This is a genomic window from Streptomyces gelaticus (assembly GCF_014649535.1).
GTDB lineage: Bacteria > Actinomycetota > Actinomycetes > Streptomycetales > Streptomycetaceae > Streptomyces > Streptomyces gelaticus.
The window spans coordinates 274335-292301 of sequence record NZ_BMTF01000008.1 but is presented as its reverse complement, the minus strand read 5'-3'; the positions used below and the strand labels follow the sequence as shown (position 1 = coordinate 292301).

General features: G+C 71.9%; 17 protein-coding genes. 9 read left to right on the top strand and 8 right to left on the bottom strand.

Going from position 1 to position 17967, the window contains the following annotated elements; translation table 11 throughout:
* Nucleotides 1-36 precede the first annotated feature (36 nt).
* From IE107_RS15340 to IE107_RS15325, 4 genes are all read right to left on the bottom strand, one after another.
* Entirely contained in the window at nucleotides 37-1206 is a 1170-nt protein-coding gene (locus IE107_RS15340) for a GGDEF domain-containing protein (protein WP_189544298.1), read from the bottom strand.
* A gap of 85 nt (nucleotides 1207-1291) precedes the next feature.
* Nucleotides 1292-2104, bottom strand: a complete 813-nt coding sequence (locus IE107_RS15335; RefSeq protein ID WP_189544297.1) for an enoyl-CoA hydratase/isomerase family protein — start codon at nucleotides 2102-2104, stop codon at nucleotides 1292-1294.
* Between the two features lie 88 nt (nucleotides 2105-2192).
* Nucleotides 2193-3365: an adenylate/guanylate cyclase domain-containing protein gene (locus IE107_RS15330; protein WP_189544296.1), complete on the bottom strand. Its 1173-nt coding sequence runs from the start codon at nucleotides 3363-3365 to the stop codon at nucleotides 2193-2195.
* Between the two features lie 571 nt (nucleotides 3366-3936).
* Entirely contained in the window at nucleotides 3937-4803 is an 867-nt protein-coding gene (locus IE107_RS15325) for a biotin--[acetyl-CoA-carboxylase] ligase (protein ID WP_189544295.1), read from the bottom strand.
* Nucleotides 4804-4937: 134 nt separating this feature from the next.
* Between IE107_RS15325 and IE107_RS15320 the strand changes: the two genes are divergently transcribed.
* From IE107_RS15320 to IE107_RS15310, 4 genes are all read left to right on the top strand, one after another.
* Complete coding sequence (locus IE107_RS15320; protein WP_189544294.1) at nucleotides 4938-6521, top strand: acyl-CoA carboxylase subunit beta; 1584 nt, start codon at nucleotides 4938-4940, stop codon at nucleotides 6519-6521.
* 14 nt (nucleotides 6522-6535) lie between these two features.
* Nucleotides 6536-6757 (top strand): acyl-CoA carboxylase epsilon subunit, encoded by a 222-nt coding sequence (locus IE107_RS15315; RefSeq protein ID WP_189544293.1) that lies wholly within the window; start codon nucleotides 6536-6538, stop codon nucleotides 6755-6757.
* Between the two features lie 167 nt (nucleotides 6758-6924).
* Nucleotides 6925-7053, top strand: a complete 129-nt coding sequence (gene mmpB / locus IE107_RS35765; RefSeq protein WP_268246597.1) for a morphogenic membrane protein MmpB — start codon at nucleotides 6925-6927, stop codon at nucleotides 7051-7053.
* Between the two features lie 31 nt (nucleotides 7054-7084).
* Nucleotides 7085-7705 (top strand): Maf family protein, encoded by a 621-nt coding sequence (locus tag IE107_RS15310; protein WP_189544292.1) that lies wholly within the window; start codon nucleotides 7085-7087, stop codon nucleotides 7703-7705.
* A 9-nt stretch (nucleotides 7706-7714) separates the two neighbouring features.
* Here the strand turns inward: IE107_RS15310 and IE107_RS15305 are convergent, their stop codons facing one another.
* On the bottom strand, nucleotides 7715-8164 hold the full coding sequence (locus tag IE107_RS15305; RefSeq protein WP_189544291.1) for a hypothetical protein: 450 nt from the start codon (nucleotides 8162-8164) through the stop codon (nucleotides 7715-7717).
* Nucleotides 8165-8575: 411 nt separating this feature from the next.
* Here IE107_RS15305 and IE107_RS15300 point away from each other — a divergent pair, with 411 nt between their 5' ends.
* A complete protein-coding gene (locus IE107_RS15300; protein WP_189544290.1) occupies nucleotides 8576-10330 on the top strand; it encodes an acetyl/propionyl/methylcrotonyl-CoA carboxylase subunit alpha in 1755 nt (584 codons plus the stop codon).
* Nucleotides 10331-10479: 149 nt separating this feature from the next.
* Complete coding sequence (locus IE107_RS15295) at nucleotides 10480-11079, top strand: TetR/AcrR family transcriptional regulator (RefSeq protein WP_229866934.1); 600 nt, start codon at nucleotides 10480-10482, stop codon at nucleotides 11077-11079.
* 125 nt (nucleotides 11080-11204) lie between these two features.
* On the opposite strand, the gene IE107_RS15290 is transcribed toward IE107_RS15295, so the two are convergent.
* Nucleotides 11205-12185, bottom strand: a complete 981-nt coding sequence (locus tag IE107_RS15290) for a DeoR/GlpR family DNA-binding transcription regulator (protein WP_189544289.1) — start codon at nucleotides 12183-12185, stop codon at nucleotides 11205-11207.
* Between the two features lie 187 nt (nucleotides 12186-12372).
* Entirely contained in the window at nucleotides 12373-13812 is a 1440-nt protein-coding gene (locus IE107_RS15285; protein WP_189544288.1) for an NAD(P)H-quinone dehydrogenase, read from the bottom strand.
* 250 nt (nucleotides 13813-14062) lie between these two features.
* Here IE107_RS15285 and IE107_RS15280 point away from each other — a divergent pair, with 250 nt between their 5' ends.
* The 3 genes from IE107_RS15280 to IE107_RS15270 all read left to right on the top strand — a co-directional run bounded on the left by IE107_RS15280 (nucleotide 14063) and on the right by IE107_RS15270 (nucleotide 17121).
* Nucleotides 14063-14500 carry a gamma-glutamylcyclotransferase family protein gene (locus tag IE107_RS15280; RefSeq protein WP_072486709.1) on the top strand — a complete coding sequence of 146 codons (438 nt, stop codon included), beginning with the start codon at nucleotides 14063-14065 and terminating at the stop codon, nucleotides 14498-14500.
* A gap of 101 nt (nucleotides 14501-14601) precedes the next feature.
* Complete coding sequence (locus IE107_RS15275; protein ID WP_189544287.1) at nucleotides 14602-15426, top strand: purine-nucleoside phosphorylase; 825 nt, start codon at nucleotides 14602-14604, stop codon at nucleotides 15424-15426.
* A 54-nt stretch (nucleotides 15427-15480) separates the two neighbouring features.
* Entirely contained in the window at nucleotides 15481-17121 is a 1641-nt protein-coding gene (locus IE107_RS15270) for a phospho-sugar mutase (protein WP_189544286.1), read from the top strand.
* Nucleotides 17122-17183: 62 nt separating this feature from the next.
* On the opposite strand, the gene IE107_RS15265 is transcribed toward IE107_RS15270, so the two are convergent.
* A complete protein-coding gene (locus IE107_RS15265) occupies nucleotides 17184-17843 on the bottom strand; it encodes a PH domain-containing protein (RefSeq protein ID WP_189544285.1) in 660 nt (219 codons plus the stop codon).
* Nucleotides 17844-17967 lie beyond the last annotated feature (124 nt).

Sequence of the window (17967 nt, the reverse complement as noted above, 5' to 3'; positions counted from 1 at the left end):
GTCGCGCGCTTGACCCCTTACCTGCCGGCGCGACGCTCAGGGACGACTGCCGCGCAGGTGGCGGCGGTCGTGCGGGGGATTGGGCGGCGAGTCGGCCAGCCGGAGCGCCTCGTCGTCGCGCCCCGCCACCACCGGTTCGACCGAGCGGGCCGCCTTCGCCCGGTACTGGGCCGCGTCCGCCAGCCGGAACAGCCGCCGCGCCGACACCACCGGGCCGATCGGATCACCGGTCGACGCGATCCCGCACGCCACCCCGTCCCCCTGATCCAACTCGGCCGCCCGCTCGCAGAGTTCGGTGGCCACCCGGATCACGTCGTCCACCTCCGGACCCATGGTGAGCAGACAGAACTCATCACCGCCGAGCCGCGCCGCGAGGGCGCCGGGCAGCATGGCGCCGCAGCGGGACAGCACCGAGCCAAAACGTTCCAGCAGCCGGTCGCCGACCGCGTGGCCCTGGGTGTCGTTGACCCGCTTCAGACCGTTGAGATCGCAGACCACCAGACTGACCACCGCCCCGTCCGCCCGGTGCCGCTCCACCGCCTCGTCCAGCCGCACGTCGACAGCTCGGCGGTTGGCCAGACCGGTGAGCGGATCGGTGAAGGCGAGCTTGCGGAGCTCTTCGAGCCGTTCGCTCTGGGAGATCCCGGCGGCGACGACCGCGGCCAGCACGGTCGCGAAGTCCGCGTCGGGGCGCCCGAACACCGGCGCCCCCACCGGGCGGGCCACATACAGCTCGCCCCAGGCCCGCCCGTGCAGCACGATCGGCGCGACCACGCAGGAGCCGCGGCCGCGCCGGCGCAGCGCGGCCACCCGCTCCCTGCCGTACCCGCTCCCGTACTCCCGCAGCCCCGCGTCCTCGCCCGGCGCCGCACCGGCCGAGCCGTCGGCGGTCTCGACCCAGGCGTCCGGCTCACCGCCCCCGGCCCACCGTTCGTGCAGGAACTCGGCGATCTCCGGGAACTGGTGCACCGGATACGCCTCGGCCTCGGGGAACTCCTCCTCCCCCTCGGCCCGTTCGCCCGCATTCACCAGCACCCGCAGCTCCCCGCGCCCGCGTTCCCATACCGAGAGCGCGGCGAAGCTGCCGCCCAGCGCCTCGCACGCCCCCAGCGCAGCCGCTCGCCACGACCCCCGCGGGGTGTGTGCCGCCGCCATCGACTGTGCAAGCGAAACCACGGCCCGCAGCCGTGCATCATCACCACCCATCACTACAGCTTATGTAGATTTGTGGTGATTTGATCAGTTTGGGACGCCAGTCGCGTGCGCTTCGTGTCCATTCAGTTACCGAATGTCACTCACCGGGCCAGTTCGGCTTCCTCTTCTCGTTGAACGCGGCCACGCCCTCGGCCCGGTCCCCGGAGAAGGCCACCGAGCGCCAGGCGGCGTCCTCGACTTCCAGACCGGCTCGCAGATCGAGGCCGTGCCCCAGCCGCAGCGCCCGCTTGGCGGCCCGCAGCCCCACCGGGGAGTTGGCGGCGATCCGGCCGGCGAGCGCCAGCGCGGCCGCACGGTCCTGCCCGGCCTCCACCAGCTCGTCGACCAGTCCGCTGTCGAGTGCCTCGGCCGCCTCCACCCGCCGGGCCGTGAAGACCAGTTCGGCAGCGCGCGCCGCACCGATCCGCCGCGGCAGCAGCTGCGTACCGCCGCCGCCCGGGATGACCCCGACCGACACCTCGGGCAGTCCGACCACGGCCGTGCGGTCGGCGACGATCAGGTCGCAGGAGAGCGCCAGCTCGAATCCGCCGCCGAGCGCGAAGCCGTGCACGGCGGCGATCGTCGGCATCGGCAGTTCGAGCACGCCGGTGTACGCGGACCGGGCGGTGGGGCGCTGGCGCAGCAACTCGGCGTCGGTGAAGGAGTTCCGCTCCTTCAGGTCCGCGCCCACGCAGAAGGCCCGCTCATGACTGGAAGTGAGGACGGTGACCCGTACGCCGGGGTCGGCGGCGAGCGCGGCGCAGGCGGCTGCGATCGAACGGGCCATGTCCGTGGACACGGCGTTCATCGCCTTGGGCCGGTCGAGGACCAGCTCGGCGACGTGTTCCTGCCCCTCGTGGACCCGTACGACGACGAATTCCCCGAACCGCTGCTCGGACGTGACGGTCATGACTTCACCCCTCCGGTTAACGATCGTTACCGGAGGGATCCTATGGCGCGGCCCGGACAACGGCCCCGGGTGCGTCCGGGCCAGGGGTTCAGGAGGTGGCGCGCCGGGCCAGCAGCCAGGGCTCCACCACGCCGAGGCCGCGCACCGGGCGCTGCCACATCGGCTGGAGTCCGTAGCGGTACGTGGGCAGGGCAGCCGGCTCCATGCCTTCCCGGCGTTCCTTCTCGGCCACCGCGGCCTCCTGGGCCGCCTGCGCCTCGGAGGCCGGGGCGTCGCCGGTGCGGGTCAGCTCCTCCGCGAAGGCCCCGTCCACCAGCACGGCGTCCTTCGGCGCTATCGAGGTCAGCCGGCTGGCGAGGTTCACCGTCGTACCGAAGACATCGCCCATCCGGGTGGTGACCGTGCCGAACGCGATGCCCACGCGCAGGGCCGGCATGGTCTCGTCATGGGTCATCGCCTCGATCAGGCGCAGCGCGATCTCGGCCGCGGTGCCCGCGTCGTCGGCGGCGAAGAGGACCTCGTCGCCGAGGGTCTTGATGAGACGGCCGCCGTGCGCGGCCACCAGGTCGGCCGAGGTGGTCTCGAAGGCCTCGACCAGCTCGCCGAGTTCCTCCTCCTCCAGCCGCCGGGTCAGCCGGGTGAACCCGACGAGGTCGGCGAAGCCGACGGCCAGCCGGCGGTCGACCATCTCCTCGTCGTCGGCGGCCTGCACGACCCGCCCGGTGGCGGCGGCCAGCTGGCGCCGCCAGACATAGACCAGGAACTCCTGGAGCTCCGGAAGCAGCAGCTCGACCAGCGGGTACGTGACCTCGGTGCGGGTCATTCCGGGCTCGGGCGGCTCGGTCAGCCCTTCCAGGAAGGAGTCGATCTGCCACTCCGCCAGCCGGGCGGTGGTCTGCCCGGTGGACCGGGCCACCTGGATCGCCATCGGTTCGCTGAGCAGCCCCGCCTCGACGAGACCGGCGAGCCGGCGCAGCGCCAGCACATCGGCCTCGGTGAGCGCCTTGGCCTGCCCGATGTCGGCGAAGCCCATGGCCCGCCAGAACCTGGAGGCCAGATCCATCGAGACACCGGCGGTACGGGCCGCCTGGAACGGCGTGTAGCGACGGTCGGCGCCCAGGATCAGCTGCTCCAGCCGGATCGCGAGGGGGTCGTCGGTCGGTTCCGCCGTGTGGTCGACTTCGTGATGCGGTGTCGCGTGGACCGAGGGTTCCGACGGGGGCTGTGCGCCCGCACCGGAGGTCGTGTCGTCGACGGTCACCAGCCGCCTCCTGCCCGTTCCCTGCGCACTGCCCTGCCGATCTGTCGGTGGATCGCCTCAACGATACGGCAGGTGTGCCGTAGCTCACGCCCCTATGGCGTCCGGGAATGTTCCTGGGTGGGCCGGGGGGCGTGGGTGGTTTCGGCCGGTGGGGGGTTTCCAGGAGGGCACGGTCTTCACCCCCACGAGGCGTCCCGGAACGTTGCCTGGGTGGGCCGGGGGCGTGGGTGGGTTCGGCCGGTGGGGGGTTTCCAGGAGGGCACGGTCTTCACCCCACGAAGCGTCCCGGAACGTTGCCTGGGTGGGCCGGGGGCGTGGGTGGTTTCGGCCGGTGGGTGGTTTCCAGGAGGGCACGGCCTTCACCCCCACGAGGCGTCCCGGAACGTTGCCTGGGTGGGCCGGGGGGCGTGGGTGGTTTCGGCCAGTGGGGGGTTTCCAGGAGGGCATGGTCTCGGGTGGGCCAAGGGTGCGGGTGGGTTCGGCCGGTGGGGGGCCGGGAGGGCATCGTTTTCATGCCCCGGTCACGTGTTCGAACGGGCCGGGAGGCTCGGGCAGGGCAGCCGCCTCCGCCTCAGACCAAGCCGCCTCCCGCGCCCCGCAGGTGGACGATGTCGCCGGCCGACACCGGTTCCTGGAGGCCGTCGTCGGTGGACAGGATCAGGCGGCCGTCGCCGTCGATCGCCACGGCCTCGGCGACGACGGTGCGGTTGCCGGGCAGCTGGGCCCGTACCGTCCGGCCGAGCGTCGCGCAGCCCGCCGCGTACGCCTCCTGGAGGCCGCTCGCCGCCGCGTCGCCCTCCGCCGCACGCCACTGGCCGTACCAGTGATCCAGCGAGCGCAGCACGCCCCGCAGCAGCGTCTCGCGGTCGGTGGAGACGGCACCGGCCAGGGCCAGCGAGCCGGCCGTGGGGGCGGGCAGCTCATCGGCGCGCAGGGAGACGTTGAGGCCCATGCCGACCACGACGCCGTCCCCGGCGAGCTCGGCCAGGATGCCGCCCGCCTTGCGCTCCACGCCCTCCACCGTGACCAGGAGGTCGTTGGGCCACTTCAGTGCGGTGTCGACGCCCGCGGCCCTCGCCAGGCCGGTCGCCGCGGCGACGCCGGTGAGCAGCGGCAGCCAGCCCCACCGTTCTGTGGGGATGTCGCCCGGCTCCAGGTAGACGGAGAAGAACAGGCCCGAACGGGCCGGAGCCGTCCAGGTTCGGTCGAGGCGGCCGCGGCCCGCGGTCTGCTCCTCGGCGACCAGCACGGTGCCCTCGTCGAGCCCGGCCGCCGCGCGCCGGACCAGCTCGGAGTTGGTGGACCCGATGGTCTCCACGACGTCGAGCGAGGTCCACAGCCCGCCCGGCCGCAGGAGTCCGCGGCGCAGCGCGGCGACGTTCAGGGGCGGTCGGTCCAGGTCCGACCAACGGTTCTGTGGCGTATCCGAAGGTGTCATGCAAGCCAGACTAGGTGTGGTAAACGACGCACTGCCGAACCGTATCCGCGCCGATACCCTACGGATCAGTAGGTGTTTCAGTACCTGATCAGCAGCACAGTCGTCCCCGTGACCAGGCAGGGAGCCGCCACCCGATGTCCGAGCCGGAAGAGATCGACATCCACACCACCGCGGGCAAGATCGCGGACCTGCAGCGCCGAATCGACGAGGCGACGCACGCGGGCTCCGCGCGCGCGGTCGAGAAGCAGCACGCCAAGGGCAAGTTGACCGCGCGCGAACGGGTCGACCTGCTGCTCGACGAGGGTTCCTTCGTGGAGCTCGACGAATTCGCCCGGCACCGCTCCACCAACTTCGGCATCGAGAAGAACCGCCCGTACGGAGACGGCGTCGTGACGGGTTACGGGACGGTCGACGGCCGCCCCGTCTGCATCTATTCGCAGGACTTCACCATCTTCGGCGGCTCGCTCGGCGAGGTCTACGGTGAGAAGATCGTCAAGGTGATGGACTTCGCGCTGAAGACCGGCTGCCCGATCATCGGCATCAACGACGGCGGCGGCGCCCGGATCCAGGAAGGCGTGGCCGCGCTCGGACTGTTCGCGGAGATCTTCCGCCGCAATGTGCACGCCTCGGGTGTCGTGCCGCAGATTTCGCTCATCGTCGGACCCTGTGCGGGCGGCGCGGTCTACTCCCCCGCGATCACCGACTTCACGGTCATGGTCGACCAGACCTCGCACATGTTCATCACCGGCCCCGACGTCATCAAGACGGTCACCGGCGAGGACGTCGGCTTCGAGGAGCTGGGCGGCGCCCGCACCCACAACACCACCTCCGGTGTGGCGCACCACATGGCGGGCGACGAGAAGGACGCCATCGACTACGTCAAGTCGCTGCTGTCGTACCTCCCTTCGAACAACCTGTCCGAGGCGCCCGCCTTCCCCGAGGCGGCCGATCTCGCCACCACGGACGAGGACCGCGAGCTCGACACCCTCATCCCGGACTCGGCGAACCAGCCGTACGACATGCACACCGCCATCGAACACGTGCTGGACGACGGCGAGTTCCTGGAGACCCAGGCCCTGTTCGCGCCGAACATCATCACCGGCTTCGGGCGCGTCGAGGGCTACCCGGTGGGCATCGTCGCCAACCAGCCGATGCAGTTCGCCGGCTGCCTGGACATCAACGCGAGCGAGAAGGCCGCGCGCTTCGTCCGCACCTGCGACGCCTTCAACGTGCCCGTGCTGACCTTCGTGGACGTCCCCGGCTTCCTGCCCGGCGTCGACCAGGAGTACGGCGGCATCATCCGCCGCGGCGCCAAGCTGATCTACGCCTACGCCGAGGCGACGGTCCCGCTGATCACCGTGATCACCCGCAAGGCGTTCGGTGGCGCGTACGACGTCATGGGCTCCAAGCACCTGGGCGCCGACATCAACCTCGCCTGGCCGACCGCGCAGATCGCGGTGATGGGCGCGCAGGGCGCGGTGAACATCCTGCATCGCCGGACGATCGCCGCCGCCGAGGACCAGGACGCCACCCGTGCCGAGCTGATCGCCGACTACGAGGACACGCTGCTCAACCCCTACGTGGCGGCCGAGCGCGGTTACGTCGACGCGGTGATCATGCCGTCCGACACCCGCGCCCACATCGTGAAGGGGCTGCGCCAGCTGCGTACCAAGCGGGAGTCGCTGCCCCCGAAGAAGCACGGCAACATCCCCCTCTAGAAAGGGTCCTGGCCATGATCAAGGTCGTACGGGGCAACCCGACCCCTGAGGAGCTGGCCGCCGCACTGGCGGTGGTGCGGGCGCGCACCGCGGCGACGTGGTCCGAGGAGCCGTCCGGTGCGCAGGCCGGCGCAGCGGCGCTGCCCGGCCAGTGGTCCGACCCGGGACGCATCGCCCGGCGCACCCGCCATCTGCCGGGGCCGCGCGCCTGGGCCCGGACGTACTGGCCCGGGTAGGCGCGGGGCGGTCGCCGGGAGCGTCCCTTCACGCACGTCCTCAGAGGTCCGGGCCCCTTCGGGTCCGGGCCTCCGGTGCGTCCGGGCGCGATCTGGTCCGTACGCACCACGGCGCCTGAGTACCCGTACTCAGGCGCGCCGTCCGCCGCGACAGCAGGATCGTTTCCATGCTGTGGTCCGACCCCGAGAACAAGCCGCCGAAGGAACTGCGCGACGCCCAGGCCATGATGCGCCGCGCGGGGCTGGTGCTCGCTCTCGCGATGGTGGTCGCGATGTTCGCGGTCGGGATGCGCTGAGCGGGGCCGGGGCCGGTCCGCCTCTTCTACGATGGCGCGTATGACTGATCAGCGCCGTCTCGTGCTCGCCTCCGCCTCCCCCGCCCGCCTCGGTCTGCTGCGGCAGGCCGGCTTCGCGCCCGAGGTGGTCGTCAGCGGAGTGGACGAGGACGCGCTGAGCGCCCCGACACCGGCGGAGCTGGCGCTGGTGCTCGCGGAGGCCAAGGCCGCGGCGGTGGCCGGGCGGGCGGAGACGGCGGGTGCCCTGGTCATCGGCTGCGACTCGGTGCTCGAACTGGACGGCGAGGCGCTCGGCAAGCCGGCCGACGACGAGGAGGCCATCGCTCGCTGGAAGTCCATGCGGGGCCGGGCCGGGGTGCTGCGGACGGGCCACAGCGTGATCGACACCGCGACCGGGCGCACCGCTTCGGCGACCGCCTCCACGACCGTCCGCTTCGGCGAACCGACGGACGCCGAGATCGCCGCCTATGTGGCCACCGGCGAGCCGCTCCATGTCGCGGGCGCCTTCACCCTGGACGGCCGCTCGGCCCCGTTCGTCGACTCCATCGAGGGCGACCACGGCAATGTCATCGGGCTCTCGCTGCCGCTGCTGCGCCGGCTGCTGGGCGAGCTGGGGATCTCCGTCACCGAGCTCTGGGTCCGAGAGCCGTAGCGGGCCGGCTCAGACCGGCGCCGGGGCGCCCGCTCCGGCGTCGTCGGCGGGCTCGTCCGACCGGGTGCCGTATGCCACCAGCGTCAGCACTATCAGCCCGAGCACCACCATCAGGAACGCGAAGGCGCTCCAGCCGACCAGGCCGACCGTCAGCGCGCCCAGCATCCCGTGCACCACGGCGCAGAGGATCAGGACGACGCGGGCGAGGCGGCCGGGGGCCCGGTCGCGGATACCGGCCAGCAGCAGGAGCAGCCCGCACAGCAGCAGGTACAGGCCGAAGACGCCGCCCATCACCCAGGTGCCGTTGGACATGACTGCGGGGTCCGTCCCGGCCAGCGACATGTCCTGGTTCTTGACCACCGTCGCCAGGATGCCGTTGATGAGCACGATGCCCACGGCTTCCACGAACAGCACGATCGCGGCCACGAACGCCACCGGTCTGCGCACCACGGTGTTCACCCCCTGTTACCTGCAGTACGTGCGATAGCGCGGACCCTACTAACGGGTAATGCTCCGGACAAGGGCCCGGGCGATCTCCGGCTCCGCCACGCGCGCCACGCGTGCGCGGGCGCACTCCTCCCGCACCCCCCTGACCGCGACTCTCGTACGTCGCGCAAAGAATCGTTCGCCCATTAGTGGGGACTCGACAAAGAAACGCAAAAAGTCGCAGCTCGTACGAACAGAGACCTGGACCACACCTCGTGGCTACTGTTCGGTCATGAATCCCGGCGTACCGTGGTGCCACAAGGGATTTCGCGACTTGAGCAAGCCTCGAATCACACTCCGTGTGGGCAAGCTCACCATTGGGGACGGGTCGTAGGGCCGTGTCGGTAGTCCCTAAACTCAGCTTGTTTCAAGGAGGGAGCCATCGTGCGCAAGGTGCTCATCGCCAACCGTGGCGAAATTGCTGTCCGTGTTGCTCGGGCATGCCGGGATGCCGGGATCGGGAGCGTGGCCGTCTACGCAGACCCGGACCGCGACGCTCTGCATGTGCGCGCGGCCGACGAGGCATTCGCTCTGGGCGGTGACACCCCGGCCGCCAGCTATCTGGACATGGCCAAGGTGCTCCAGGCTGCCAAGGACTCCGGGGCCGACGCGATCCACCCGGGCTACGGCTTCCTGTCGGAGAACGCCGAGTTCGCCCAGGCCGTGCTCGACGCGGGCCTGACCTGGATCGGCCCGCCGCCGCAGGCGATCCGCGACCTCGGCGACAAGGTCGCGGCGCGGCACATCGCGCAGCGTGCCGGGGCCCCGCTGGTGGCCGGCACGCCCGACCCGGTCGAGGGCTCCGCCGAGGTCGTGGCCTTCGCCGAGCAGCACGGGCTGCCGATCGCGATCAAGGCCGCCTTCGGTGGCGGCGGTCGCGGGCTGAAGGTGGCGCGCACGCTGGAGGAGATCCCGGAGCTGTACGACTCCGCGGTCCGTGAGGCGGTCGCGGCGTTCGGCCGGGGCGAGTGCTTCGTGGAGCGTTACCTCGACCGGCCGCGCCACGTCGAGACCCAGTGCCTGGCCGACACCCACGGCAACGTGGTCGTGGTCTCCACCCGTGACTGCTCGCTCCAGCGCCGCCACCAGAAGCTGGTCGAGGAGGCCCCGGCCCCCTTCCTGAGCGACGAGCAGAACGCGGAGCTGTACGCGGCGTCCAAGGCCATCCTCAAGGAGGCCGGCTACGTCGGCGCCGGCACGGTGGAGTTCCTGGTCGGCATGGACGGCACCATCTCGTTCCTGGAGGTCAACACCCGCCTCCAGGTCGAGCACCCGGTGACCGAGGAGGTCAGCGGCCTCGACCTGGTACGCGAGATGTTCCGCATCGCCGACGGCGAGGAGCTGGGCTACGACGACCCGGCCGTGCGCGGGCACTCCTTCGAGTTCCGGATCAACGGCGAGGACCCGGGCCGCGGCTTCCTGCCCGCTCCGGGCACCGTCACCACGTTCGCCCCGCCCACCGGCCCCGGCATCCGCCTCGACGCGGGCGTGGAGTCCGGCTCCGTCATCGGTCCCGCCTGGGACTCGCTGCTGGCGAAGCTGATCGTGACCGGCGCGACCCGCGAGCAGGCGCTCCAGCGCGCCGCCCGTGCGCTGGCCGAGTTCAACGTCGAGGGCATGGCCACCGCCATCCCGTTCCACCGCGCGGTCGTCACCGACCCGGCGTTCACCAGCGAACCGTTCCAGGTCCACACCCGCTGGATCGAGACCGAGTTCGTCAACGACATCAAGCCCTTCACCGCCACCGCCGAGGCGGAGGCCGAGGAGGAGACCGGCCGCGAGACGGTCGTCGTCGAGGTCGGCGGCAAGCGCCTGGAGGTCTCCCTGCCCTCCTCGCTCGGCATGAGCCTGGCCCGTACCGGACTCGCCGCGGGAGCCAAGCCCAAGCGCCGCGCCGCGAAGAAGAGCGGCTCGGCGGTCTCCGGCGACACCCTGGCGTCCCCGATGCAGGGCACCATCGTCAAGATCGCGGTCGAGGAGGGCCAGCAGGTCCAGGAGGGCGACCTGATCGTCGTCCTGGAGGCCATGAAGATGGAGCAGCCGCTGAACGCGCACCGCTCCGGCACCGTCAAGGGTCTGGCCGCCGAGGTCGGCAGCTCGATCTCCTCCGGCGCCGTCATCTGCGAGATCAAGGACTGACCGGGCGGTACCCGACGTCCCACCGGGCCTCCGCCGAGTCGCGCGACTCGGCGGGGGCCTCTGCCGTGCGCCGCTCCGCGCTGCCTCACCGCTCCCGGGCGTGCGATGGCATCCTGGACCCCGGGGCGGAAGAAAGTGAGGACTGCGCCATGGCGATCAGTGCGGCACGGGCGTCGGCCCGGCCGATGCGTGCCGACGCACGCCGGAACTACGACCGGCTGCTGAACGAGGCCCGGACCGCTTTCGCGGAGCACGGCACCGACGCGTCCCTGGAGGACATCGCGCGACGCGCGGGCGTGGGCATCGGGACGCTGTACCGGCACTTCCCGAACCGGCACGCGCTGATGAACGCGGTGTTCCAGGAAGCCCTGTCGTCCCTGATCACCCGTTCCCGTGAACTCGCGGGGGCCGAGCGGCCGTGCCGGGGCCTGGTGGAGTGGCTGGGTGCGATCATCACCCACGCGGGTGAATACCGCGGGCTCGCACAGGCGCTCATGTCGACGTCGCGGGACGAGACTTCGGCCCTGGCGCAGTGCAATGTGCCGTTGCGCGAGGCGGGGGCGGTGCTGCTGGCGCGGGCACAGGCGGGCGGTGACGTGCGGTCGGATGTGTCGATCGACGACCTGATGAAGCTGACGAACGCGATCGCGCTGGCCGCCGAACAGTCGCCGGACGACCCGGAGTTGGCGGAGCGGTTGCTGATGCTCACCTTGCAGGGGCTGAAGGGGCCGAACGCGGAGGGGTGTTGAGGGGCGGGGGCGGTGCGTTGCGGTCCGCCGCCCGGGGCGTCCCTGCCCGCCCCTTCCCACAACCGGGGCTCCACCCCGGACCCCGCGCCTCGAACGCCGGTGAGGCCGGGATTTCGCCCCGGCTGCTACCTGCGCCGCAGGTCCGCGACCCTCGCCCGGTCTCCCGGGCCCTGGCCCGGTTCCGTCAGGGACGCCGCGCTCCGCAGCTGCTGCGGGCCCCCGGCCCCGGGGCCGCTCCCGTGGGTGCGGCGTTGTCCGGGCAGGGGCATGTCGCGTCGGCCCTGCCTGCCGTGCGGGAGGGGTTCGGCCGCTGCGGGGCCGCTGCCCGCACCCGCCACCGCGATCTGCACTCCCTGGTCCGCCAGGGCCTGCAGTTCGGCGGCGGCGCGGTCGTCGTGACCGGGGGGTTCGTCCGTCACCAGGCGGGTGATGAGGTCCGTCGGCACCGTCTGGAACATGGTGTCGGAGCCGAGCTTGGTGTGGTCGGCGAGGACCACCACCTCCGCGGCGGCCTGTACCAGCGCCCGGTCCACGCTCGCGGAGAGCATGTTGGACGTGGAGAGGCCGCGCTCCGCGGTGAGCCCGCTCCCGGAGAGGAACGCGCGCGAGACCCGCAGGCCCTGGAGCGACTGCTCGGCGCCGCTGCCCACCAGGGCGTAGTTGGAACCGCGCAGGGTGCCGCCGGTCATCACCACCTCCACCCGGTTGGCATGGGCCAACGCCTGGGCGACCAGCAGGGAGTTGGTGACGACGGTCAGGCCGGGGATCCGCGCGAGCCGGCGGGCCAGCTCCTGCGTGGTCGTACCGGCGCCGACGACGATGGCCTCGCCCTCTTCGACGAGACCGGCGGCCAGGTCGGCGATGGCCGTCTTCTCCGCGGTGGCGAGATGGGATTTCTGCGGAATGCCGGACTCCCGCGTGAAACCGCCCGGCAGTACCGCACCGCCGTGCCGGCGGTCGAGGAGTCCTTCTGCCTCCAGTGCCCGCACGTCCCGCCGTACGGTCACTTCGGAGGTCTGGACGACGCGGGCGAGCTCACGGAGCGACACCGCTCCGTTGGCACGCACCATTTCGAGGATCAATTGACGACGTTCTGCAGCGAACACGAAACTGACAGTAACGTGACCGCCCGAGTGTTTTCAGCAGTTTGCGCCGAATAACGGAAGTTGTACATACAAGGGGCCGCCAAGTGGTATAGGCGGCCCCGTTGTTGTTCTGAACCGACCGGACGGCGGTCACCGGGCCGCCCGAGTTGCCGGGAGTTGCCGGGGATCGCCGGGTTCCCGAAGGCGGTTACGCCTCGCCCGCGCGCTTACGGGTGTGCAACTGCCGGGCCACTTCAGCGATCGAACCCGACAGGGACGGATACACGGTGAAGGCGTTCGCGATCTGTTCCACCGTCAAATTGTTGTCGACCGCGATCGAGATGGGGTGAATGAGTTCGCTCGCGCGCGGTGCGACGACACAGCCGCCGACCACGATGCCGGTGCCGGGGCGGCAGAAGATCTTGACGAAGCCGTCGCGGATGCCCTGCATCTTGGCGCGCGGGTTGCGCAGCAGCGGCAGCTTGACCACCCGGGCGTCGATCTTGCCGGCGTCGACGTCGGCCTGGGTGTAGCCGACGGTGGCGATCTCGGGGTCGGTGAAGACGTTCGAGGAGACCGTCTTCAGGTCCAGCGGGGCCACCGCGTCGCCGAGGAAGTGGTACATCGCGATCCGGCCCTGCATGGCGGCGACCGAGGCGAGGGCGAAGATCCCGGTGACGTCGCCGGCCGCGTACACGCCCGGGGCGCTGGTGCGGGAGACCTTGTCGGTCCAGATGTGGCCGGACTCCTTGAGCCGGACGCCGGCCTCCTCCAGGCCCATGCCCGCGCTGTTCGGGATCGCACCGACCGCCATGAGGCAGTGCGAACCGGAGATGACCCGGCCGTCGGCGAGGGTGACCTCGACCCGGTCGCCGACGCGCTTGGCGGCCTGGGCGCGGGAGCGGCCCATGACGTTCATGCCGCGGCGCCGGAAGACGTCCTCCAGTACGGCGGCGGCGTCCGGGTCCTCGCCCGGCAGCACCCGGTCGCGGGACGAGACGAGGGTGACGCGCGAGCCGAGCGCCTGGTAGGCGCCCGCGAACTCGGCGCCGGTCACGCCGGAGCCGACCACGATGAGCTCCTCGGGCAGCTCGTCGAGGTCGTAGACCTGGGTCCAGTTCAGGATGCGCTCGCCGTCGGGGAGCGCGTCCGGTATCTCCCGGGGGTGGCCGCCGGTCGCGATCAGCACGGCGTCGGCGGTGAGCCGCTCCTCCGTGCCGTCCGCGGCGGTCACGACGACCGTGCGGGAGCCGTCGGCGGCCTGGAGGCCCTCCAGCCGGCCGCGGCCGCGCATCACCCGGGCGCCGGCACGGGTGACGGAGGCGGTGATGTCGTGGGACTGGGCGAGCGCCAGGCGCTTGACCCGTCGGTTGACCTTGCCCAGGTCGACGCCGACCACGCGGGCGGCCTGCTCGATGTGCGGGGTGTCGTCGGCGACGATGATGCCCAGTTCCTCGTACGAGGAGTCGAAGGTGGTCATCACCTCCGCCGTCGCGATCAGGGTCTTCGAGGGCACACAGTCGGTGAGCACGGACGCGCCGCCGAGACCGTCGCAGTCGACGACGGTCACCTCCGCGCCGAGCTGGGCGCCCACCAGTGCCGCCTCGTAGCCGCCGGGTCCGCCGCCGATGATCACGATCCGGGTCACGAAAAGTCCGCCTCGCGTATGTCATCCCGCGGCCGTCTGCTGCCCCGGCCGGGGGTCCGGGGGAGTGCCCCGGGGGAATGCAGTACGTACTTCATTGTCCCGCACGCGCCAAGGTGCTTCGCCCCGGGGCCCTCCATACGTGTGCCGGGGGCGTGCGCGCCGGGACCCCGGAGCCGGAAGCGGAACCCCATGAGTGGTCTTCCGCACCGAAATCGTCGTTCCCCCCGTCACCTCCCGTACCCTCGAACCCATGTCGCTCTACGCCGCGTACGCCGGCAACCTCGACGCGCGGCTGATGACGCGCCGCGCACCGCATTCCCCGCTGCGCGGCACCGGCTGGCTCAACGGCTGGCGGCTGACCTTCGGCGGGGAGCAGATGGGCTGGGAGGGCGCGCTCGCCACGGTGGTGGAGGCCCCCCGCTCCCAGGTCTTCGTGGCGCTGTACGACCTGGCGCCGATGGACGAGGACTCCATGGACCGGTGGGAGGGTGTCGGGCTCGACATCTACCGCCGGATGCGGGTGCGGGTGCACACCCTGGACGGCGAGGAGCCGGCCTGGATGTATGTGCTGAACGGCTACGAGGGCGGGCTGCCGTCCGCCCGCTATCTGGGTGAGATCGCCGACGCCGCGGAGTCCGCGGGCGCACCGCACGACTATGTGATGGAACTGCGCAAGCGCCCCTGCTGACCGGCCCACCTGCGCTTTTGTGTGAAAGTACGAGCAAGAGTGCGCAGCGTCTGCACCAGGGCATCTACGCGCGTAGGGAATCACCGGTTACCCTCATCGGCGTGAACGCATCAGTTATTCCGGACCACATCCAGGGCGACCCGTACGCCGCCGCCGCCGACGCCGCCGCCCGCCTGCGCGAGCTGACCGGTGCCGAGACCCACGACGTCGCGCTCGTGATGGGTTCCGGCTGGGCACCCGCGGGCGACGCGCTCGGCGCTCCGGAGGCCGAGTTCCCGGTGACCGAGCTGCCCGGCTTCCCGGCACCCGCCGTCCAGGGGCACGGCGGCACGATCCGCTCGTACCGGACCGGCGACAAGCGCGTCCTGGTCTTCCTCGGCCGCACGCACTTCTACGAGGGCCGGGGCGTCGCCGCCGTCGCGCACGGGGTCCGCACCGCCGTGGCGGCCGGGTGCGGGACCGTCGTCCTGACGAACGGCTGCGGCGGTCTGCGCGAGGGCATGCGCCCCGGTCAGCCGGTGCTGATCAGCGACCACATCAACCTGACGGCGGCCTCCCCCATCGTCGGCGCCAACTTCGTCGACCTGACCGACCTGTACTCGCCGCGGCTGCGCGCGCTGTGCAAGGAGGTCGACGAGACGCTCGAAGAGGGCGTGTACGTCCAGTTCACCGGCCCGCACTACGAGACGCCGGCCGAGATCAACATGGTCCGGGTGATGGGCGGCGACCTGGTCGGCATGTCCACCGTGCTCGAAGCCATCGCCGCCCGCGAGGCCGGCGCCGAGGTGCTGGGCATCTCGCTGGTCACCAACCTCGCGGCCGGGCTGAGCGGGGAGCCGCTCAACCACGAAGAGGTGCTCCAGGCGGGGCGGGACTCGGCGACCCGGATGGGTTCGCTGCTGGCCCGGGTCCTCGAACGCATCTGAGCCGGCCGCGGTTCACGCACCCACCGACGAAGCACCCGCAGAAAGGCGGACACCGTGCTGCAGGACCTCATCGCGCAGGCCAGGACATGGCTCGCGGAGGACCCCGATCCCGAGACCCGCGAGGAGCTCGCCGGGCTCATCGAATCCGAGGATCTCGACGAGCTCGCCGCACGGTTCGCCGGCACGCTGCAGTTCGGGACCGCCGGGCTCCGCGGTGAGCTGGGGGCCGGGCCGATGCGGATGAACCGCTCCGTCGTCATCCGGGCGGCGGCCGGACTCGCCGCGTACCTGAAGGCGCAGGGGCAGACCGGCGGGCTCGTCGTCATCGGGTACGACGCCCGGTACAAGTCCGCCGACTTCGCCCGCGACACCGCCGCGGTGATGACCGGCGCCGGCCTGCGGGCGGCGGTGCTCCCCCGCCCGCTCCCCACCCCCGTGCTCGCGTACGCCATACGGCACCTGGGCGCCGTCGCGGGCGTCGAGGTGACCGCCAGCCACAATCCGCCGCGCGACAACGGCTACAAGGTCTATCTCGGCGACGGCTCGCAGATCGTCCCCCCGGCGGACGGCGAGATCGCCGACGCGATCGCCGCGGTCGGCCCGCTCGACGCAGTGCCCCGCCCCGAAGACGGCTGGGAGGTACTCGGCGACGAGGTCCTGGCGGCCTATCTGGCCCGCACGGACGCCGTGCTCGCCGCCGGTTCGCCGCGTACCGCCCGGGTCGTGTACACCGCGATGCACGGTGTCGGTACGTCCGTGCTGACCGCCGCCTTCGACCGGGCCGGGTTCCCCGCGCCGGTGCTCGTCGCCGAACAGGCCGAGCCCGACCCGGCGTTCCCCACCGTCGCCTTCCCCAACCCGGAGGAGCCCGGCGCGATGGATCTCGCCTTCGCGACCGCGCGCCGCACGGACCCCGACATCGTCATCGCCAACGACCCGGACGCCGACCGCTGCGCCGTCGCCGTCCCGGACCCCGGCGCCGACGGCGGCTGGCGGATGCTGCGCGGGGACGAGGTGGGGGCGCTGCTCGCCGCCCGTCTGGTGGACCGGGGTGCCACCGGTGTCTTCGCCGAGTCGATCGTCTCGTCCTCGCTGCTCGGCCGGATCGCCGAGCAGGCGGGCAACGGCTACGCGGAGACGCTGACCGGGTTCAAGTGGATCGCCCGGGTGGACGGGCTGCGGTACGGGTACGAGGAGGCGCTCGGCTACTGCGTCGACCCCGAGGGCGTACGCGACAAGGACGGGATCACCGCCGCGCTGCTCGTCGCCGAGCTCGCCTCGGTGCTCAAGGAGCAGGGGCGTACGCTCCTCGATCTCCTCGACGACCTCGCGGTCGCGCACGGGCTGCACGCCACCGACCAGCTGTCGGTCCGGGTGAAGGACCTGTCGGTCATCTCCGACGCCATGGCACGGCTGCGCGAGCAGCCTCCGACCACGCTCGCGGGTCTCGCCGTCACCTCCGCCGAGGACCTGGCGCGGGGCACGGCCGAGCTGCCGCCCACCGACGGGCTCCGCTACCGCCTCCGGGGCGCCCGGGTGATCGTCCGCCCGAGCGGCACCGAGCCGAAGCTCAAGTGCTATCTGGAGGTCGTGGTGCCGGTCGGTTCGGCGGACGAACTGCCGGCGGCCCGTGCGAAGGGCGCGGAGCTGCTCGCCGGGATCAAGCGCGATCTGGCGACGGCGGCCGGGATCTGACCGGGGTACGCACATGACTGAGGCCCGCACCGCTCCGGTGCGGGCCTCACCCGTGTCCGGCCTCAGCCGGCCGCGAACAGCACCACGAGCAGCACCGCGCCCACCACGGCCGGCGCGATCACCTCGTACGCCCAGCGCACCGAGACGGACGGCTTCGTGGCGTCCGCGGCCGCCGAGGAGGCACCCGCGCCCGTCTTCGCCCGCTCCACCAGCTCGCGCAGGTCGGCCATGGTCTGGTCGGCCGACGCCATCCGGGCCTTGGTGTCGCGGACATCGGCCTGCACGGACGTACGGTCGTACGGGTCGTCCAGCGACCGCCTCGACTGCTGCCGGGCCGCCTTCTTCCGCTGCCGCAGCGAGACCGGTACCGCCCACAGCTGGTACTTGGCGCCGCCCTCGGTGAACAGCTCGCTCGAATACCCGGCCCGCAGATCGGCGACCTCGGTCCACGGCATGGTGATCGTCCGGAACGGGTTGCGGATCCGGATGCGCCGGTCGTTGGCGAGTACGACGGGCCGCAGCGTGAACGCGACGACCAGCGGCACCGAGGTCAGCATGCCCGCCACCGCCAGCCACCGCACCCGGCCGTCCCCCCGGATCGCGGCGTCCCCGCCGATCCAGAAGATGAGCAGGAGCAGCAGGACGCCCCCGACGATCCCGGCGGGCGAGCGGAAGGTCCGGTCGGCGTACACCGGCTCGGCGGATGGTGTGGGGCTCGTCATGGGCCCGATTCTGCCTGACGGGCGCAAGGGGCGCCGGGGCGGCCGCCCCGGGACCGCACCGTACGCGGAGAGGCGGTCCCCCTGTACAGGTCGCTACGCGCGTAGATATGCTGCTCTGGTGACC